This is a genomic window from Streptomyces sp. CB02056 (genome assembly GCF_001905545.1).
Classification (GTDB): Bacteria; Actinomycetota; Actinomycetes; order Streptomycetales; family Streptomycetaceae; genus Kitasatospora.
The window spans coordinates 325012-343911 of sequence record NZ_LIPD01000001.1; the positions used below are offsets into that span (position 1 = coordinate 325012).

At 73.5% G+C, this 18900-nt stretch carries 18 protein-coding genes; 11 read left to right on the forward strand and 7 right to left on the reverse strand.

Going from position 1 to position 18900, the window contains the following annotated elements:
* The first annotated feature begins 210 nt into the window (after positions 1-210).
* Entirely contained in the window at positions 211-1659 is a 1449-nt protein-coding gene (locus tag AMK13_RS01425; RefSeq protein ID WP_158077658.1) for a choice-of-anchor A family protein, read from the forward strand.
* Between the two features lie 139 nt (positions 1660-1798).
* Here the strand turns inward: AMK13_RS01425 and AMK13_RS01430 are convergent, their stop codons facing one another.
* Positions 1799-2428: a TetR/AcrR family transcriptional regulator gene (locus tag AMK13_RS01430; protein ID WP_074000804.1), complete on the reverse strand. Its 630-nt coding sequence runs from the start codon at positions 2426-2428 to the stop codon at positions 1799-1801.
* Between the two features lie 76 nt (positions 2429-2504).
* Between AMK13_RS01430 and AMK13_RS01435 the strand changes: the two genes are divergently transcribed.
* On the forward strand, positions 2505-3449 hold the full coding sequence (locus AMK13_RS01435) for a hypothetical protein (protein WP_074000805.1): 945 nt from the start codon (positions 2505-2507) through the stop codon (positions 3447-3449).
* 13 nt (positions 3450-3462) lie between these two features.
* Here AMK13_RS01435 and AMK13_RS01440 read toward each other — a convergent pair whose 3' ends face one another.
* The 3 genes from AMK13_RS01440 to AMK13_RS01450 form a co-directional block, all read right to left on the reverse strand.
* On the reverse strand, positions 3463-3960 hold the full coding sequence (locus tag AMK13_RS01440) for a F0F1 ATP synthase subunit B family protein (protein ID WP_158077659.1): 498 nt from the start codon (positions 3958-3960) through the stop codon (positions 3463-3465).
* Positions 3961-4101: 141 nt separating this feature from the next.
* Positions 4102-5328 (reverse strand): kynureninase, encoded by a 1227-nt coding sequence (kynU, locus tag AMK13_RS01445; protein ID WP_074000807.1) that lies wholly within the window; start codon positions 5326-5328, stop codon positions 4102-4104.
* Between the two features lie 56 nt (positions 5329-5384).
* On the reverse strand, positions 5385-6215 hold the full coding sequence (locus AMK13_RS01450; RefSeq protein WP_074000808.1) for a tryptophan 2,3-dioxygenase: 831 nt from the start codon (positions 6213-6215) through the stop codon (positions 5385-5387).
* A gap of 188 nt (positions 6216-6403) precedes the next feature.
* Between AMK13_RS01450 and AMK13_RS01455 the strand changes: the two genes are divergently transcribed.
* Positions 6404-6865, forward strand: a complete 462-nt coding sequence (locus AMK13_RS01455; protein ID WP_234348510.1) for an Lrp/AsnC family transcriptional regulator — start codon at positions 6404-6406, stop codon at positions 6863-6865.
* Between the two features lie 90 nt (positions 6866-6955).
* Positions 6956-7495, forward strand: a complete 540-nt coding sequence (locus AMK13_RS01460) for an NADPH-dependent FMN reductase (RefSeq protein ID WP_074000809.1) — start codon at positions 6956-6958, stop codon at positions 7493-7495.
* 43 nt (positions 7496-7538) lie between these two features.
* On the opposite strand, the gene AMK13_RS01465 is transcribed toward AMK13_RS01460, so the two are convergent.
* Positions 7539-8171: a MarC family protein gene (locus AMK13_RS01465; protein ID WP_049660921.1), complete on the reverse strand. Its 633-nt coding sequence runs from the start codon at positions 8169-8171 to the stop codon at positions 7539-7541.
* Between the two features lie 213 nt (positions 8172-8384).
* On the opposite strand from AMK13_RS01465, the gene AMK13_RS01470 reads away from it, so the two are divergent.
* The 3 genes from AMK13_RS01470 (at position 8385) to AMK13_RS01480 (ending at position 11831) form a co-directional block, all read left to right on the forward strand.
* Complete coding sequence (locus tag AMK13_RS01470; RefSeq protein ID WP_049660922.1) at positions 8385-8945, forward strand: DoxX family protein; 561 nt, start codon at positions 8385-8387, stop codon at positions 8943-8945.
* 137 nt (positions 8946-9082) lie between these two features.
* Entirely contained in the window at positions 9083-9706 is a 624-nt protein-coding gene (locus AMK13_RS41610; protein ID WP_107418640.1) for an FxLYD domain-containing protein, read from the forward strand.
* 301 nt (positions 9707-10007) lie between these two features.
* Positions 10008-11831 (forward strand): glycosyl hydrolase family 18 protein, encoded by a 1824-nt coding sequence (locus AMK13_RS01480; protein ID WP_079271742.1) that lies wholly within the window; start codon positions 10008-10010, stop codon positions 11829-11831.
* 148 nt (positions 11832-11979) lie between these two features.
* Here AMK13_RS01480 and AMK13_RS01485 read toward each other — a convergent pair whose 3' ends face one another.
* The gene (locus AMK13_RS01485) at positions 11980-12561 is read right to left on the reverse strand and encodes a MarR family winged helix-turn-helix transcriptional regulator (RefSeq protein WP_049656022.1); all 582 of its coding nucleotides are present in this window, start codon (positions 12559-12561) and stop codon (positions 11980-11982) included.
* 144 nt (positions 12562-12705) lie between these two features.
* On the opposite strand from AMK13_RS01485, the gene AMK13_RS01490 reads away from it, so the two are divergent.
* The 4 genes from AMK13_RS01490 (at position 12706) to AMK13_RS01505 (ending at position 17455) form a co-directional block, all read left to right on the forward strand.
* A complete protein-coding gene (locus tag AMK13_RS01490) occupies positions 12706-14007 on the forward strand; it encodes an MFS transporter (protein ID WP_234348552.1) in 1302 nt (433 codons plus the stop codon).
* Between the two features lie 188 nt (positions 14008-14195).
* The gene (locus AMK13_RS01495; RefSeq protein WP_079271743.1) at positions 14196-15818 is read left to right on the forward strand and encodes a dolichyl-phosphate-mannose--protein mannosyltransferase; all 1623 of its coding nucleotides are present in this window, start codon (positions 14196-14198) and stop codon (positions 15816-15818) included.
* Positions 15818-16600 carry an ABC transporter permease gene (locus AMK13_RS01500; RefSeq protein WP_074000810.1) on the forward strand — a complete coding sequence of 261 codons (783 nt, stop codon included), beginning with the start codon at positions 15818-15820 and terminating at the stop codon, positions 16598-16600. The genes AMK13_RS01495 and AMK13_RS01500 overlap by 1 nt, the downstream gene beginning before the upstream one ends.
* A 267-nt stretch (positions 16601-16867) precedes the next feature.
* A complete protein-coding gene (locus AMK13_RS01505) occupies positions 16868-17455 on the forward strand; it encodes a TMEM165/GDT1 family protein (protein ID WP_049656026.1) in 588 nt (195 codons plus the stop codon).
* 42 nt (positions 17456-17497) lie between these two features.
* On the opposite strand, the gene AMK13_RS43295 is transcribed toward AMK13_RS01505, so the two are convergent.
* Complete coding sequence (locus AMK13_RS43295) at positions 17498-18748, reverse strand: hypothetical protein (RefSeq protein WP_074000811.1); 1251 nt, start codon at positions 18746-18748, stop codon at positions 17498-17500.
* Positions 18749-18900: the final 152 nt, after the last annotated feature.

An 18900-nucleotide genomic window follows, 5' to 3' on the forward strand; every position in this document is an offset into this window, starting at 1 on the left:
AAGCGCTGCTCCGTACGGATGAATTTCGGATCCGATCTGAGGGTCTGTAAAGTGCGGATGGTCCGTTTTGGGGTTGGATGTCCCGGATCTGTGAGATCGCCAGCAGATGGCACGGAACATGGCAGGTCGTCCCGGCCTGTCCTTTTCTCATGCACGGAGGAATTGTCGATGGGTCAGGCCACCGGTTCGCCGGATCACAGAACGACCGCCGTGAGAACACCGGCCACACGACGGCGCCGGGCCGTCCGGGTGGCGGTGGCGACCGCCCTCACCGCGCTGCCGCTGGCCGCGGTGCTGACGGTCGGTTCCGCCGCCCCGCTGGCCCCGCCGCTGGGCGCCTGCTCGGGGCCCGACTGTCCCGCCACCTGGCCGCCGCCCAACAACGGCGACTTCCCCGGCCGCGACGCCACCATCAACGTCTTCACCGGCGGCGACTACACGGTGACCGGCCGCGCCGCGGAGGCCGAGGGCAAGATCGTCGCGCTGGGGAACCTGACCGTCGACAAGAACGGCGGCGGCATCTACAACATGGGCGTCGTCGGCGTCGGCTCGCGCGTGGTGCCGCCGAACGGCAGCGACTTCGTGACCACCGGCGGCAACGTCGACGTGCTGACCGGCAACGCGATCCTGATCGGCGGCAGCGACTCGCACGGCCCGGCCTTCGGCAACCTGCGCCACGCGGGCTCCGTCACCGGCACCGTGAACATCGACCCCACCGGCGAGTCGATCCAGGACCCGAACGCGGCCGCGCCCTACCAGTCGGTGCTGACCCAGATCGAGGAGGTCTCCGACTGCGTCGGCCGGGCCACCGCGACCGGCACCGTCGACATCTCCCCGAGCCAGGCGACCTTCACCGGCGACGGGACCAGCATGAAGCAGGTCTTCAACGTCACCCAGAACCTCGCCTCGCCGTCCGGCGGGCAGATCGGCCTGGTCTTCAACAACATCCCGGCCGGCGCCACCGTCGTGGTGAACATGCTCGGGGACAGTCCGATCATCAACACCTACACCGGTACCGGCCTGGCCGGGGACCAGACCACCGACATGCGCTCGAAGCTGATGTACAACTTCCCGACCGCGACCTCGGCGCAGATCCTCGGCAGCGCCCAGTTCCAGGGCTCGGTCATGGCCGGCAACCCGGGCGGCACCACGACCATCGCCCAGCCGGGCATGAACGGCCGGGTGTACCTGGCGGGCAACCTGGTCCACACCGGTACCGGCGGCTACGAGATCCACAGCTACCCGTTCGACGGCGACCTGCCGGACTGCGCCGTGACGCCCAGCCCGTCGCCGACCTCGCCGACGCCGTCCCCCTCGCCCACGTCCCCCTCACCGACCTCGCCGAGCCCGACGTCTCCGTCGCCGACCTCGCCGTCTCCCACATCACCGTCCCCGACCTCGCCGAGCCCGACGTCCCCCGCGCCGACCTCTCCGGCGCCGACCTCGCCGTCGGCCAGCGCGACGACGTCGAGCGCCGGGCCGGGCCCGACCAGCCACCACCCGACCAAGGCGCCGACCAGCCAGCACCCCGGTGGCGGTGAGCTGCCCTCCACCGGTGCGGGCAACGCCCCGGTGGTCTTCGGCCTGGCGGGCGTCGGCCTGCTCGGCCTCGGCGGTCTGGCCGTACTGGCCGCCCGCCGCCGCGGCCGCCACAGCTGACGGACCGTACGGCTGACGAACTGACGAACTGACGAACTGATCAGCCGGACAGCGGCGCAGGCCGCCCGAGTCGACCCCGACCGGGCGGCCTGCGCCGTTCCCGTCCCCGCCGCCGCGGGCTTCCCCCCGGTCCGGCCGCCTACCGCTCGGCCGGGTAGCGGGCGAGGCCCGAGGCGAGCAGGCCGAAGGCGTGCCGCACCGCCGTCTCGACCCGGGTCCGTACCGCCTCGGCCGGCTCCCCGGCGACCATGGCCCGCCGGATCTCGCCGAGCACCGCCCGGTGGGCCCCCGCGACGGCTCCGGCCACGATCCGGGGGAGCGGGTCCTCCGGTGCGGCGCCCGACTCCTCGGCCAGGGCGGCCGCCAGCGCCGCCTCGGCCCGTTCGCCGAGCTCCAGCAGTCGGGCCCGCAGGGCGGCGCTGTCCTCGACGATCCGCCAGAACGCCGCGATCCCCGGGTTCAGCCCGACCGTCGGCTCGCCGCTCGCGAAGGCCGCCAGCAGGTCGGCCCGGACGGCGTCCACGGCCGAGCTGCCCGGGGGGCGGTGCCGGACCACCTCGGCCAGGTGGGCGACCACCTCCTCCTGGCGGTCGAAGAACAGGTCCTCCTTGGTCGGGAAGTAGTTGAAGACCGTGTTCGGCGAGACCCCGGCGGCCCGGGCCACCTCGACCACCGTGACCCGGTCGAAGCCGCGCTCGGCGAACAGGCCCATGGCGGTGTCGGAGAGCAGCTCCCGGGTCTGCTGCTTCTTGAGTTCGCGAAGTCCCATGGCCGGATCCTATCCGCCAATCATGGTGTCACTGAAAACTTGTGGTGACACCAAAAATATCCGCTACGGTGACGGCATGACCTTCACCTTCGGCATCTATCCCGGCGGGCTGGCGGGCGACGACACCGGCGTGATCACCCCCGCCCGCCCCGACGACCCGGCCCGGATCACCGCCGCCCTGCGCGAACTCCAGGGCGGTGCAGGGGAGTTCCTGGTCCGCGCCTACCGCTCGTACCCGGGCGGCGAGCACACCCCCGAGCGGCCCGAACGGTACGCCGTCGACGGCCGCCGGCTCGACCTGGTGGTCCAGTACCGGGAGCGGAGCGGGGAGTTGGCGGGCTGGCTGGACTTCGTCCGGCGGACGGTCCGGACCGAGGGGCACCGCCTCGCCCTGCTCCAGATCTGCGAGGAGCCCAACCTGGACCTCCCGCCCGTGGACGGCAGCATCCCGAACGTCCGCCGGGCGCTGGTCGAGGGCGTGGTCGCGGCCAAGGAGGAGGCGCTGGCCCACGGATTCGACCGGCTGGCCGTCGGCTTCAACGCGGTGCCCTCCTTCGACCCCGCGGACACCTTCTGGACCGAGCTCGGGGAGCTCGCCGACGAGCGCTTCCACCGCGCCCTGGACTACGTCGGCCTGGACTTCTTCCCGGACGTCTTCCGTCCCGTCCCGCCGTCCCAACTCGCCGACGCGGTAGGGGCGGTGCTCACCGGCTTCCGCCGGGACGCGCTGCCCCGGGCCGGGATCGGGCCGGACGTCCCGCTGCGGATCTGCGAGAACGGCTGGCCCACCGGCCCCGGGCGGAGCGAGGCGCGGCAGGCCGAGGTGGTGGCGGAGGTGGTCCGGACGGTCGCCGGGCTCGCCGCCGAACTCCACGTCACCGGTTACGCGTTCTTCGCGCTGCGCGACGCGGACAGCGCGGGTGCCGGACTGTTCCCGCGCTTCGGCCTGCTGCGCGACGACTACACGCCCAAGCCGGCCTTCGCGGTCTACCGCGGGCTGGTCCAGGAGCTGACGAACTGACGCTCCGGCAAGGCTAGTTCGCCTCGAAGAAGCGCTCCACCGTCCGACGTCGCGCGGCGACGGCGTGCACCGGTTCGCCGATCACCCGGCCGGCCAGGGCGACGGCCAGCTCGCCGACGTCCTGCCGCAGCACGCGGGCCGCCTCGGCCCGGTCGGCGGCGATCCGGGCGCGGCCGGTGGTGAGCAGTTCGTCCCGGGCGCGGATGCCCTCCGCGCGGGCCGCGACCATCGCCGCCGCGCCGCGCTCGGCGTACTCCTCCCGGATCCGGGCCGCCTCGTGCCGTGCCTCGGCCAGCTCCAGCAGTCGGGCCTCCCGGGTGGCCTCGGCCTCGGCGAGCAGGGCCTCGGCGCGTTCGGCGCGGCCCTCGGTGGCCTCCCAGCGTTCGGACTGCACCCGTTCGATCCGCGGGAGCAGACGGCGGCCGAGCGCCCACATCAGCAGGAAGAGCAGTGCCAGGCCCAGCAGCAGCGGGGCCGGTTCGGGCTTGAGCGGGCCGAGTTCGAGGTTCACGCACGCCTCCCCAGGGTGTGACGTTCCGTCAGCCTTGAGCATCCCCAAGGACGACGGAGGTCGAACTCGGCCCGGGCATGAGCTGCGTCACGGCGGCCCCCGGGTCGTGCCGCCGCTCCGGGGGCCGGCCCTCCCGGCCGGCTACGTCACCTCGCCCCGGCGGGAGAAGCGCTCCGCCCGCCACTCGCCGCTCTCCAGCACCTCGGCCAATTGCCGGGCCGCGTCCCAGACCTCGGTGTACGACAGGTAGAGCGGCGTGAAGCCGAAGCGCATCAGGTCCGGCGCGCGGAAGTCGCCGATCACCCCGCGCTCGATCAGCGCCTGCACCACCGGGTAGCCGTCGGCGTGCCGCAGCGCGACCTGGCTGCCGCGCCGGGCGTGCTCGCGCGGGGTCGCCACCTCGACGCCGTCCAGGCCCTCGGTCAGCGAGACGAACAGGTCGGTCAGCGCCAGGCTCTTCGCCCGCACCTCCGCCAGGTCGACCCGCTCCCAGATGTCCAGTGAGGCGCCGAGGGCGGCCTGGCCGAGCAGCGAGGGCGAGCTGGTCAGGAACCGGCCGATGCCCGGCTTCGGCTCGTACCCGGGCTCGAAGGCGAACGGCCGGGCGTGGCCGAACCAGCCGCTGAGCGGCTGGAGCGGGCCGGCCGCCAGGTGCCGTTCGGCGACGTACAGGAAGGCCGGCGAGCCGGGGCCGCCGTTCAGGTACTTGTAGGTGCAGCCGATCGCGAAGTCCGCGCCGGCGGCGTCGAGTCCGACCGGCAGCGCGCCCACGGAGTGGCACACGTCCCAGATCATCAGGGCGCCCGCGGCCTGCACCCGGGTGGTGATCCCGGGCATGTCCAGCAGCTCGCCGGTGCGGTAGTCGACGTGCGAGAGGACGACCGCGGCGACGTCCCCGTCCAGGTGCCGGTCCAGCTCCTCGGGGCGGATCAGCGCGCTGCGCGCGCCCTCGACCAGGCCGGTCACGCCCTCGGCGATGTACAGGTCGGTCGGGAAGGCCTCGGCGTCGCCGAGCACCGTGCGCCGGCCCGGGCGCAGCCGCAGCGCGGCCGACAGCACCTTGAACAGGTTGACCGAGGTGGTGTCGCAGACGACCACCTCCGCCGGAGCGGCGCCGACCAGCGGCGCGATCCGCCGCCCCAGCCGGTACGGCTGCTCGAACCAGCCGGCGTCGTTCCAGCTGCGGATCAGCTCCCGGCCCCACTCCTCCTCGACCACCCGGCGCACCCGCTCGGGCGTGCGCACCGGCAGCGCGCCCAGCGAGTTGCCGTCCAGGTAGACCACCCCGTCCGGCAGGGCGAACTCCTTGCGGAACGCCGCCAGCGGGTCGGCGGCGTCCAGCGCCGCGCAGTCCTCGCGCGTGGTCATTGCCCGTCCCTCCCTCGTCATCCTCTGCCCGTCCCGTTCCGTACCCGTTGTGCCCGTCACAGCCCGTCCCGGATCGTCCACAGCTCCGGGAAGACGTCCTGCTCGGCCGACTTGCGCAGCCAGGTCAGCCCGCTGGAGCCGCCCGAGCCGGGCTTGCCGCCCATGGTCCGCTTGACCGCCGAGAGGTGGCGCTGGCGCCACCGGGTGACCCGCTCGGCCACGTCCAGCAGGGCCTCGCCGAGCGGCCGGAGCGCGGCGAGCTCCGGCTCCGTGTACACCCGCCGCCAGGCCGCCTCGACCTCCGCCGACGGCTGGTAGCGCTGCTCGGAGGGGGCCGGGTGCGGGGCCAGGCCGCGGCGCGCCAGCAGCGCCAGCGCCTCGTCGTACAGGCCGGGGGAGCGCAGTGCCTCGGTCAGCTCGGCCCGGGTGTCGGGCATCCCGTCGTACATCGCCAGCAGCGCGGCGTTCTTGTTGCCGAGCAGGAACTCCAGCCGCAGGAAGGCGGCGGACTGGAAGCCGGAGGCCTCGCCGAACAGCGAGCGGAAGGAGTTGAACTCGTGCGGGGTCATGGTGGCCAGCAGGTCCCAGGACTCCACCAGCACGTCCTGGACGTGGGTGCCCCGGCGCAGCGCGGCCAGGGCGGCGGTCAGGTCGTCCTCGCGCAGCGCCTGCCGGGCGAGCGTCCACTCGTGCCGCAGCAGGTCGAACAGCAGCTCCATCACCTGGGTGGTGACGATGAACGACAGCTCGGCCGGCTCCTTGCTGCGCGGGTGCTGCAGGCCGTGCAGTTCCTCCAGGCGTACGTACTCGGCGTACGGGGTGCCCCGGCCGGGCGCTCCGCCCCGGCCGAACGACAGGTTGGGCGTCTCCACCGTGTCGTGCCCCATCCCGATCCCTCCAGATCCTCCGGGCCGCGTCGCCCGGTCCGGTGGACCAGCCGGACTGCCGGGTTCCACCGGGTGCCCATTGTGCGGCGGCGGTGCCCCCCGCTTGAATGGTCGACGGGCATCACAACCGCCTTCGGAGCTGTCGTTCGCGAGGCGTTCCGCCGATTCGCTTTACGAATGGAAATCCCTTGATCCCGACCACCCGGGAGGCCGCCTTGGACGCCGTCGACCGCCGTCTGCTCGCCGAGCTCCAGGCCGACGCCCGGCTCTCGTACAACGAACTCTCCCGCCGGGTGAGCCTGTCCGCACCCGCGGTGGCCGAACGGGTCCGCCGGCTGGAGTCCGAGGGCGTGATCAGCGGCTACCACGCCCACGTGGACCTCACCCGGGCCGGGCTGCCGATCACCGCGCTGGTCCAGATCCAGTGCTACGGCCCGCGCTGCGTGCTGCGCGACCCGGAGGTGCCGACCTGGCCGGAGGTGGTCCAGCTGCACCGGGTCACCGGCGGGGCGTGCTGCGTGCTGCTGGTCGCGGTGTCGACGATGGCCGAGTTCGAGGCGGTGTGCGACCGGCTCGGCGGCTACGGCCAGCCGTCCAGCTCGATGATCCTCTCCAGCCCGGTGCCCTGGCGGCCGGTGGTGCCGCACTGAGCGCCGCCGGGTCGCGGTCGGGCCGCGGTCGGGTCGCGGCACCGAGGCCGGCCGGCCCTGACGCGGGCGTCAAGGGGTAGGTTGCCCGGCATGCCGAACGAGCGCCACATCCTGCTGCTGCCCGGGAGCCTGCGGGCCGGTTCCACCAACGAGACGGTGCTGCGCACCGCGGCCGCGGTGGCGGCCGCCACCCCGGGCCTGCGGGCCGCCTACTACGAGGGCCTGGCCGGGCTGCCGCACTTCAACCCGGACCACGACACCGACCCGCTGCCGGAGCCGGTGGCCGGGCTGCGGGCCGCGATCGGGGCGGCCGACGCGCTGCTGGTCTGCACCCCCGAGTACGCCGGGACGCTGCCGGGCGCGTTCAAGAACCTGCTGGACTGGACGGTCGGCGGGGTCGAGATCTCGGACAAGCCCACCGGCTGGATCAACGCCGCCGGCCCGGGCCGCGGCCTGGGGGCCGAGGCCACCCTGCGCACCGTCCTCGGCTACACCGGTGCGGCGGTGCTGGACGAGGCCTGCGTCCGGCTGCCGCTGGAGCGCGGCGCGGTGGGCCCGGACGGGCTGGTCGCCGACCCGCTGGTGCGCGAGCGGATCGGCGGGGTGCTGGCCCGGCTCGCGGCGGGCTGAGTGGGGCCTAAGCCGGGGGAGGGGGCTGAGGGTCTGGCCGGGTTCAGTGCCCCGTCGGCAGGTGCACCCCGAGCCCGGCCAGGCCCTCCAGGAACAGCTCGACGCCGACCGCCGCCAGCAGCAGCCCGAGCAGCCGGGACAGCACCTCCAGCGAGGTGCGGTGGGTGCGCCGCATCAGCGGGGCGAGCACCGCCACGCAGAGGTAGTTGATCACCGCGACGGCCACGTACGCCCCGGAGACGGCGGCCTTCCAGCCCCAGTTGTCCTGGTTGAGCGAGGCGACCAGGACGGCCGTGATGGCGAGCGGGCTGGCGATGTACGGCAGCAGCAGTTCGCGGATGCCGTCCACCAGCGGGTTCGCGAGGTGCTCGTCCTCCTCGCCGTCCGAGCCGAGGTGGACGCCGAAGACCAGCGCGACGGCGTAGACGAAGAAGATCGCCCCGCCCGCGAGCTGCAGCGACTGGTCGCTGATGTGGAACAGGGTGGTCAGCTCGTCGGCCCCGAAGCCGAGCACCAGGCCGATCACCGCCGAGATGGCCGTGCTCAGCGCCGCCAGCCGCCGCAGCTCCAGGTTGCTCCTGGTCCCGGCCAGCCGGGCGAAGGCCAGCAGGGTCTTCGGCGGACCGACCACGGCGAAGAAGGTGATGAAGGCGCTGCCCAGGTTGAAGACGAACATGGGCCCAGCATGACCGCGCGGCCCCGGGCAGTCGGGGCGCCACGCCCCGCGGCCGGGCGTGGCGTGAATCTCCCCGGCGGCCGTTCCATTCCTGGTCAGGGGCGAATTCGCCCGGATGGCGGTCCCGGCTCGAAGGGACGGGCGCTCTCGGTTGCTATGGAGGCAGGACTGCCAGCGAGCGGGACCAGCCCGCCGCGGAAGCGAGGATGCGACATGTGCCTGAACCGTAAGGACCTGGGCCTGCTGGCCCTGCGCGGCGCGGTCGGCGGGGTGCTGATCGCGCACGGCACCCAGAAGCTGTTCGGCTGGTTCGGGGGCGGCGGCCTGGAGGGCACCACCCAGGCCATGGAGCACATGGGCTTCCACCCGGCCCGGGAGAGCGCGCTCGCGGCCGGCCTCGGCGAGGCGGGCGGCGGGGCGCTGCTGGTGGCCGGGCTGGCCACCCCGGCGGCCGGCGCGGTGGTGGCCGGGACGATGGCGGGCGCGGTGTCGGTGCACGCCCCGGCCGGCTTCTTCGCGATGTCCGGCGGCTACGAGTACCCGGCCTTCCTCGGCGCGACCGGGCTGGCGATCGGCCTGGCCGGTGCCGGCCGGTACTCGCTGGACCACCTGACCGGCCACGTCTTCGACCGGCCGTGGGTCGGGCTGGTGGCCTTCGTGGCGAGCGCCGCCGGGGCGTACGGCGCGGTCGCCCGGCGCCGCCACCAGGTGCGGCTGCGCGAGGAGCGGGCCGCGGTGGAGGCGGACGAGCAGGAGGGTTCGGGGCTCTCGTAGGGCCCCTCGCGGGGGCGGGTCCCGCAGGCCGGTTCACCCGGAGGCAGCAGCCCTGCTGGCGGAGGCCCGCCCGCCCTCGGAGGGTGGGCCGGGAGGTGTGCCGGGCAGCCCGGCGCCGACCGGAAACGAGGGACCGCATGGACCGCCAGCCGCTCACCCGCGCGAGGGCCTGTACCCCGCCGAGGGCCACCGCCCAGGACCTGGACGCACCGCCGCTGCGCCGCCAACGGCGGGCGGTGGCAGGGGTGTTGGTCGCCGCGGTGGTCGGTGCGGCGGCGCTCGCGGGCTGCTCCTCCGGCCAGAGCGCGAGCAGTGTGGCCTCCGGGGCGGCGGCCGCGGTGGAGCGGGGTGCGAGCGCCGCGGCCTCGGCCGCCTCGGCGCTGGCCTCGGTGGCCGGCGGGGCGGGTGCGGCGATCGCCTCGGCGGAGGCGCAGGCCTCGGCGGCGGTGTCGGCGGCCTCCTCGGCCGTCGCCGGGATCAAGGGCGGGCTGGACGCCAAGGGGGACGTCGCGGTCGGGGCGGTGAGCACCGGTTCGGACGGCAAGCCGCAGGTGTCGCTGACCGTCACCAACCACGGGCAGCAGTCGTACCGGTACGTGATCCAGCTGGACTTCACCGACGAGTCCGGCAAGGTGCTGGACGCGACCGCGGTGACCGTCCAGGACGTGGCCGCCGGGCAGAGCGCCCAGGCCACCGGGCACGCCAACCGGGACCTGTCCGGCACGGTCAAGGCCGAGGTGGCCAACGCCGTCCGCTATTGAGTCTGGACCCGGCCGCCCAGCTCAGCGCGGGTGCGGAACCTTAAGCGGGGCTCAAGGCCCAACAGCACCCCTTGACGGGCGAGTTGGTCTAGTCCATTTTTATTGCCCAGGTGCAGGGAGCCCCTGAACCGGCGTCGGCGGCCTCGTGCTGCCGGCGCCGGTTCGGCACATCCCGGTAGTCCGTCATGGTCTGATCCGCTCGATTCCCCACCCATGCCTGTCATGTCCCGGTCGTCCGGCCCCACCCCGGACGCGCGCCCCCGGGACGGCGGGTACCCCCACAACCAGGAGTCACGCACCCATGCTGCGCTCACGCATTGAAAGGGCCGGGACCCCGGCTCCGCAGGGCGGCCGCCGACGCCGTCCCAAGAGCCTGGCCGCCATCGCGGCCGGCACCACCGCCTCCCTGCTGCTCGGCGCCGGTCTCGCGCTGACCGGCGGTGCCGCGGCCAACGCCGCCACCACCAACTCCACCGGCGCGCCCGCCACCAGCGGCGGCATCAAGGTCGCCTACTACGACCAGTGGTCGGTCTACGCGAACGCGTACTACCCCAAGACGATCCAGGACACCGGCGTCGCCGGGAAGCTGGACTACCTGATCTACGACTTCGCCAACATCCACCCGACCGACCTGGGGTGTTTCGAGGCCACCAAGGCCGCGGACACGAACGACAACAACCCCAACGCGGGTGACGGCGCCGCCGACGCGTTCGCCGACTACCAGAAGAGCTTCGGCGCGGACATCTCGGTCGACGGCGTCGGCGACGTCTGGAACCAGCCGATCGCGGGCAACTTCAACCAGCTGAAGAAGCTGAAGGCGAAGAACCCGAACCTCAAGGTCCTGCTCTCGCTGGGCGGTTGGACCTACTCCAAGTACTTCTCGCCGGCCTCCGCCACGGACGCCTCGCGCAAGCACCTGGTGTCGTCCTGCATCGACATGTTCATCAAGGGCAACCTGCCCGCCGACGCCGGCTTCGGCGGCCCGGGCTCGGCGGCCGGCGTCTTCGACGGCATCGACATCGACTGGGAGTACCCGGGTGGCGGCGGCCACACCGGCAACATCTCCAGCCCCGCGGACAAGCAGAACTTCACCGCGCTGCTGAAGGAGTTCCGCACCCAGCTGGACGCGCAGGGCGCGGCCGACAAGAAGACCTACGCCCTGGCGGCGGCGGTCGGCGCCGGCCAGGACAAGATCATGAACGTCGAGACCGACAAGATCGCTCAGTACCTGACCTTCCTCGACGTCATGACCTACGACATGCACGGCGGCTGGGACGCCCAGGGGCCGACCAACCACCAGGCCGCGCTCTACTCGACCCCGGACGACCCGTCGACCCCGGCCAAGCCGGGCAACGGCAAGTACTCCATCGACAACGCCATCAAGGCGTGGACGGTCGGCGACAAGGAGTACGGCATCCCCGGCGGCTTCCCCGCCAACAAGATCAACATGGGTGTGCCGTTCTACTACCGCGGCTGGACCGGCGTGAAGGACAACGGCAAGCACGGCCTGTACCAGCCCGCCACCCAGCCGGCGGCCGGCGCGGCGATGTCCGGCAACGTCCCCGGCATCCAGATGTTCAAGGAGCTCGCGGGCTTCGTCGACAACCCGTCCAAGACCTTCTGGGACGACGCGGCCCAGGCCACGTACTTCTACGACGGCAACACCTTCTGGAGCGGTGAGGACGCCAAGTCGATCCAGGCCAAGCTCGACTACGCGCACTGCAACGGCCTCGGCGGCGCCTTCGCCTTCTCGCTGTACGACCTGGGCACCAAGACCGCCCTGTTCGACAAGATGGTGAGCGCCACCAACGGCTCCGCGTCCGCCTGCCCGGCCCCGCCGACCGGCACGCCGACCCCGACCTCGACCGGCACCCCCACCGGCACGCCGACCGGCACCCCGACCGGGACCCCCACGGGCACGCCGACCGGGACCCCGACCGGCACCCCGACCACGCCGGCCTCCTGCCCGGCCGCCCCGAGCTGGGACGCGAACACCACCTACGCGGCCGGCGGCACCAAGGTCTCGTGGAAGGGCCACTACTACACCAACAAGTGGTGGACCAAGGGCGACGACCCGAGCCAGAGCGGCCAGTGGGGCGTCTGGACCGACAACGGCCCCTGCTGAGACCCGCACCACCGATTGACCGAGGGGCCTGACGGACCCTCGCGGCACCTGAAGTGACGAGTCCGGCCCGCCGGGAGGATCATCCTCCCGGCGGGCCGGACTCGTCCGCGTTCCCGGCCCCGGGCTCCTTTGTGTTCCCAGTGCCGGGCTACGCCTGGCCGGGGGTGCGGCCGGGGGCGTCCGGCCGGCTCTCCTCGATCCGCCGCAGCATCCGGCCCAGCATCGCGGAGAGCGCGGCGCGGTCCTCGCCCGCGACGTCCTGGAGCAGCTCCTCCTCGAACACCGCCGCCATCCGCATCGACTCCAGCCACTTGTCCCGGCCGGTCTCGGTCAGCTCGATGATCACCCGCACCCGGTTGTTCTCGTCCCGCTCCCGGGTGACCAGGCCGTCGGCGACCATCCGGTCGATCCGGTGCGTCATCGCCGCCGGGGTGAGGCCGAGCCGCTTGGCCAGCTCGCCCGGCCCCAGCTGGTACGGGCTGCCGGCGACCACCAGGGCCTTGAGCACCTCCCACTCGGCGGAGGTGATTCCGAGCACAGTCAGCTGGCGGTCGTACGCCACGCCCATCCGCCGGGAGACCCGGTTGAGGGTCTGCACGATGGTCTCCACCTGGGGGTCGACCGTGGGGAACTCCCGCTGGTAGAGGGCCACTTGCTCGGCGATGCCGAACTCCAGGGGGGTGGCCGGGGCGGGCTTGTCAGTGGCCGGCCGCGGCTTGTCCGTAGTCATGCGGACCAGTGTCGCACGAGCGTGCACTCCTTAAGCCTTTGACTCCGCACTCTTCCGGTGCTAAGACTTTATCTCGTCAAACTTTAGCTCTGAAATCTTCTGGACTTAAGAGTATCCAGTTGAAGCCAGGAAGGGATGTGCACGGTGACCGGCACGGTGAAGCAGCAGAGGCAGCGGCGTGGAGCGGGCGGCCCGCTGCGCCGCGTCCAGATCGGCAACGCACTCAGTGCGTTCGGCAGCGGGTTCACGATGCCGTACATGTTCGTGTACGTGGACCAGGTGCGCGGGCTGGGGTCGATGGTCGCCTGGATGGTGTTCACCCTCTTCGCGCTGGCGGCCCTCGCCGTCCTCCCGTTCATCGGCCGCGGCATCGACAAGTACGGCCCCCGCCCGGTGCTGCTGGCCGGTACGGCGCTCGCCGCCACCGGCGCGTTCGCCTTCGGCCACGCCACCGGCACCCCGGCCCTGCTGGTCTCCGCCTTCCTGTTCGGCGCGGGTGTCACCACCTGCCAGCCGGCGCTCGCCACCATGATCGTCCGCTGCTCCACGGCCGCCACCCGCTCGCGTGCCTTCGCGCTCCAGTTCACCCTGGTCAACCTGGGCATGGGCATCGGTGCGCTGGTCGGCGGGCAGATCGTGAACGTGTCCGACCCGGCCAGCCTCACCCGGCTGTTCACCATCGAGGCGGCGACGTTCCTCGGCCTCGCCCTGGTCACCGGCACCGCCCGGATATCCAAGGTCCAGCTGACCGCCGTCCACGAGAAGGCCGACGGCCCGACCGGCCTGCGCGCCCTGGTCGCCGACAAGGCGATGCTGCGGCTCTGCCTGCTCGCGGGGCTGATCTTCTTCACCTGCTACGGCCAGTTCGAGTCCGGTGTCGCGGCCTTCGCGACCTCCACCGTCGGCACCGCGCCCTCCACCCTGGGCTTCGCGATCGGCGCCAACGCGCTGACCATCGTGGTGCTGCAGATGTTCATGGTGCGGATCACCGCGCGCCGCCGCCGCACCACCGCGATGGCCGCGGCCGGCGTGGTCTGGCTCGGTGCCTGGGCGATGGCCCTGGTGGCCGGCCTGATCCGGACGGAGACCATGGCCGCCACGGTCGCCATCGTCTCGATCTACGCCCTCTTCGGCGTCGGCGAGTCGCTGCTCGCGCCCACCATGGGCCCGATCGTCGCGGACCTCGCCCCGGCCCGGCTGCTCGGCACCTACAACGCCGGGTACTCCCTGGTGAAGCAGATCGCGATCGCGGTCGGCCCCGCCGTCGGCGTGCTGCTGGTCGGCTCCGGCGCCTGGCCGCTCTACCTGGCGGCCATGGCGGGCTCCACGGTGCTGATCGTCGTCCTGGCGCTGAGGCTGCGCCCGTACCTCACGCCGGAGCAGGACAACGCGGCCCCGGCCGTGGTCCACGCCGTCCCGGTCCGGGAACTGCAGACCGCCGCGTAGCGGAACGGCCCGCACGGGTGTTCGTCACGGGCGCCGACCAGGTCACCTGGTCGGCGCCCGTCGCGCTTGGCTTCGCGGGCACCGCCACATAGTGTCAGTGGCTGTTGACCGCCCGGCCCCGGCGGGCGCGGCGCGACCCGGGCGGAGCCAGGCCCCGGGCAGAGCAGACAGGCGAAATCGGCGAGGCTATGACGCAAGCGGCGCTCACGCACCCACCGGCGGCCCCGACCTCCGCCGCCCCGGCCCCGGCCCCGCGCGGGGGCCTGGTCCGCTGGGCGGCCGACCGCTCCGGCTGGCTCGGACCGATCGCCGTCGCGCTCTTCGCCGGCCTGCTGCGGTTCTGGAACCTCGGCCACCCCAACGCCTTCGTCTTCGACGAGACGTACTACCCCAAGGACGCCTGGTCGCTGCTCCAGCAGGGCTACGAGGGCACCTGGCCGGACCACGCCAACGCCGACATCCTCTCCGTCCCGCAGTCGATCCCGCTGGGCTCCGCGCCCGAGTTCGTCGCGCACCCGCCGCTCGGCAAGTGGGTGATGGCGACCGGCGAGCAGCTGTTCGGGCTCAACCCCTTCGGCTGGCGGTTCATGACCGCCCTGCTCGGCACCCTCGCCGTGCTGATGCTCGCCCGGATCGGCCGCCGCCTCTTCGGCTCCACCCTGGTCGGCTGCACCGCCGCGCTGCTGATGGCGGTGGACGGCCTCCAGCTGGTGATGAGCCGGGTCGGCCTGCTCGACGGCATCCAGATGTTCTTCGTGCTCGCCTCCTTCGGCAGCCTGCTGGTCGACCGCGACCACGTCCGCGCCAGGCTCGCCGGGGCGGCCGACGCCGATGCCGTCCGGCTCGGCTGGCGCCCCTGGCGGATCGCCGCCGGGGTGTTCGTCGGCGCCGCCTGCGCGGTCAAGTGGAACGGCGCCCCGATCCTCGCCGCCTTCGGCATCCTGACCGTCCTGTGGGACCAGTCCGGCCGCCGCGGGGCCGGCGCCCGCCGCCCCTGGCGCTCCATGCTGCGCCTGGACGCCGTCCCCGCCTTCCTCGCCATGGTCGGCTCCGCCGTGGTGGTGTACGTCGGCGCCTGGAGCGGCTGGCTGGCCACCGGAGGCGGCGGCGCCAACGGCGGGGGCGGCTACGACCGGCACTGGGCCGACGGGCGCGCCGGGCTCTCCCCGGACAGCGTCCTCGGCATCCCGCTGCCGCAGGTCCCGATGGGCTGGGTGCCCGCGCCGCTGCGCAGCCTGTGGCACTACCACGCGCAGATGTACGACTTCAACACCGGCCTGAGCACCCCGCACACCTACCAGTCCAACCCCTTCGCCTGGCTGGTCGACGGGCGCCCGGTCTCGATGTACTGGGAGCAGATCCCGTACGGGCAGCACGGCTGCACCTCCTCGGGCGGCTGCGCGGCGCAGATCCTCGGCCTCGGCACGCCGTTCCTGTGGTGGGCGGCCTGCTTCGCGCTGGTCTACCTGCTGTGGCGCTGGTTCTTCCGGCGGGACTGGCGCTCGGGCGCGGTGCTGTGCGCGGTCGCCGCCGTCTACCTGCCCTGGTTCCGCTACCAGGAGCGGACGATCTTCTCCTTCTACATGGTCGTGCTGGTGCCCTTCCTCTGCCTGGCCGTCGCCCAGATGCTCGGGGCGATCCTCGGCCCGGCCGGGTGCAGCCCCGAGCGCCGCCGGATCGGGGCGATCGGGGCCGGGGCGGTCGTGCTCGCGATCGTCGGCTGCTTCGCCTTCTTCTACCCGCTGTACACGGCGGAGGTGATCCCGATGTCGTCCTGGCAGGACCGGATGTGGTTCACCAGCTGGATCTGATGCCGGTGCCGCTGGCGGCGTCGGGCGGCCAGCTGCTGCCGGTCACCCCGGTGCTCGGGGTGGTCACCGCCGTGCTGCTGCTGGCCGCCGTCGCGGTGGCCGGGCGGGGCCTGCTCGGCCACGGGCACGCCGTCCTGCGGGCCGGGCTGCGCGCGGTGGTGCAGCTGGCGGCCGTCGCCGCGGTGATCAGCTGGGTGGTCGGTTCGCTCTGGTGGTCGGCGCTGTTTGTGCTGGTGATGTTCTCGGTCGCGGTGCGCACCGCCGGCCGGCGGATGACCCCGGGCCCGGGCTGGGTCTGGGCGGCCGCCCCGATCGGTGCCGGGGTGCTGCCGGTGCTCGCCCTGCTGCTGGGCGTCGGACTGCTGCCGGCCGAGGGCCTGTCCGTCATCCCGGTCGCGGGCATCCTGATCGGCGGCGCGCTCAGCGCGACCTCGCTGGCCGGGCGGCGGGCCCTGGACGAGCTGCGGCTGCGGCGCGGCGAGGTGGAGGCCGCGCTGGCGCTCGGCTTCGAGGAGCGCGACGCCCGGCTGGAGATCTGCCGGACGGCGGCGGCGACCTCGCTCGTCCCGGCGCTGGACCAGACCCGGACGGTCGGCCTGGTGACCCTGCCCGGGGCGTTCGTCGGGATGCTGCTGGGCGGGTCCTCGCCGGTCCAGGCGGGGGCGGTGCAGCTGTTCGTGCTGATCGGGTTGCTGGCGGTGGAATCGGTGGCGATCGTGGTGGTGCTGGAACTGGTCGGGCGCGGGCTGGTCGCGGTCGAGCCGGACGGGGGCGGCCGGTAGGCGGGGCGGTGCCCGTCGGCCCTCGTCGGTCTTCCGAGAGGGGTCGGTTGACGCCGTCGGGTACGCTTGGGGCCGTTGAAGGGGAGTAGCCCTCCACCGGACCGTCGACATACTGGCCCCCAGGGGCCCGGCGCCCGGGGCACCGCTCGATGAACGGTGCCGGCGAGACCTTCGGCCGCAGTGCTGTGACCATGACCAGTGCTGTCGGGCCGAAGCGTCCCCTGACGGAGCCGCGGCGGCCGGGCAGCCTCCGACCGAGGAAAACCCCTGATGAGTCTCACCGTTGCCGCGTTGACCTTCGGCATCATCTTCCTGGCCGAACTGCCGGACAAGACCGCGCTGGCCAGCCTGGTGCTCGGCACCAAGTACCGCGCGAGCTACGTCTTCGCGGGCATCGCCGCCGCCTTCGCCCTCCAGGTGGGCCTCGCGCTCGCCGCCGGGCACCTGCTCTCGCTGTTGCCGCACCGCTGGGTGGAGGGCGTCACCGGCCTGCTGTTCCTGGTCGGCGCGGCGATGCTGCTGTTCCATGGCGGCGAGGACGAGGACGAGCACGCGGCCAAGGAGCCGTCCTCGAACAGCTTCTGGAAGGTGGCCGGGGCCAGCTTCGTGGTGGTCGCGATCGCCGAGTTCGGCGACCTGACCCAGATCATGACCGCCAACCTGGCCGCCAAGTACGCCGACCCGCTGGCCGTCGGCCTCGGCTCCTGGCTGGCGCTGTGCGCGGTCGGCGGGATCGCCATCGTGGGCGGCCAGAAGCTGCTCAAGTACGTGCCGATGAAGCTGATCATCCGGGTGGCGGCGGCGATCATGGTGGTGCTGGCGGGCATCAGCATCTTCGGGGCGATCACCGGCTGATCCGTCCGTCGTCCGTCGTTCGCCGTCCGCCGCCTGTCGGCCTCAGCAGCTGTTGTGGGCGTCCAGGGCGGCACGGGTGTTGGGGCCGAAGACGCCCCGCTTGTCCCCCTTGACGGCCCACATCCACTGGACGTAGCCGACGGTGTTCACGGTGGTGTCGTCGTACACCCCGGTCACCGGCACGCTCGCCCAGCAGACGACGACGGCGAGCTTCTGCTGGAGGGCGGTCACGTCGGGCCCGCTCATCCCGGACTGCAGCACGCGCGGGGTCGGGGCGGTGGTGGGCGTCGGGGTCGGGGAGGGGGCCGGGGGAACGGTCGGCGTGGGGGCCGGGGCGGGGGGAGCGGCCGGGGCCTCGGTGGTCGGTGCGGCCGTCGGCGGCGGGGTGACCGTCTTCGTCGGGCTCGGCTTGCGGGTGGCGGTGGGCGTCGGGCTGGGCGCCTCGCTGGTCGGCGCCGCCGTGGTCGGAACGGGCGTCGCCAGGGTGGGCGGGTCCACCGGGGCGGGCGCCAGGGTGCTCGTCGGCAGCGGCTGCGCCTGCTTGGCCGGCGGTTCGGCGGAGGGCGTCACCGCGTACGCGACGCCGATGGTGAGCGCGACCAGGGCGGCGCCGATCCCGGCGAGCAGCCCCTTGCGCTGGGCGAGCGGGCGCCGCTCGGCCTGCTCGGCCGCCCGTCTGGCGGCCCGGCCGCCGCCCTCGGGCCCGGGCGTGTCCGGGGCCCGCGCGACGTCCGGGCCCTGCCCGGCGCCGGGTGCCTGCCCGAAGGCGAAGAGGCCGATCTCGTTCCCGCCCGGCCCGGCGGGCGGGACCGGCGGCAGCACGGTGGTGGCGTACGCGTCCCCGTGGCCGCCGGGGTGGGCGCTGGGGTGGGCGCCGGGGTAGCCGTCGGCGGCGGGGCCGAACGGGTCCTGCCCGGGGCCGGCCGGGGCCTGTCCCGACCCGAAGGGGGCCTGCGCCGACCCGAAGGGGTCCTGTCCCGGGGCGACGGGCGGCAGCACCGTGGTGGCGTACGCGTCCGCGTCCGGTCCGAGCGGGGGAGCGGCCGGCTGCCCGGGGGCGGGCTGCCCCGGGGGGACCGGCGGCAGCACCGTGGTCGCGAACGGGTCCACCACCGGCGCGTTCGGGTGGCTCTCGTCGGCCACCTGGTCGGCGGTCTGCGGAACGTACGGGCGGACCAGCGGCGGGCCCTCGACGTGCGGCAGGACGGCGGTCTCGGTGAGGCTCGGGTCCGGGACGCAGCCGCACCCGGTGGAGCGTGCGGTGCCGCACGTCGGGCAGTGCTGGTCCGGCATCGGCCGGTCCTCCTCGGTTTCGCGTCGACTTCGCGGTCGGTCGGTCGTCGGTCAGTCGTCGTTCGTTCGTTCAGTCGGTCGATCGTCCGGTGCGCGTTCGGCGCGTGTTCCCGGCGGATCCGGGCGCACGATCGGGCCTGATTATGCAGGAC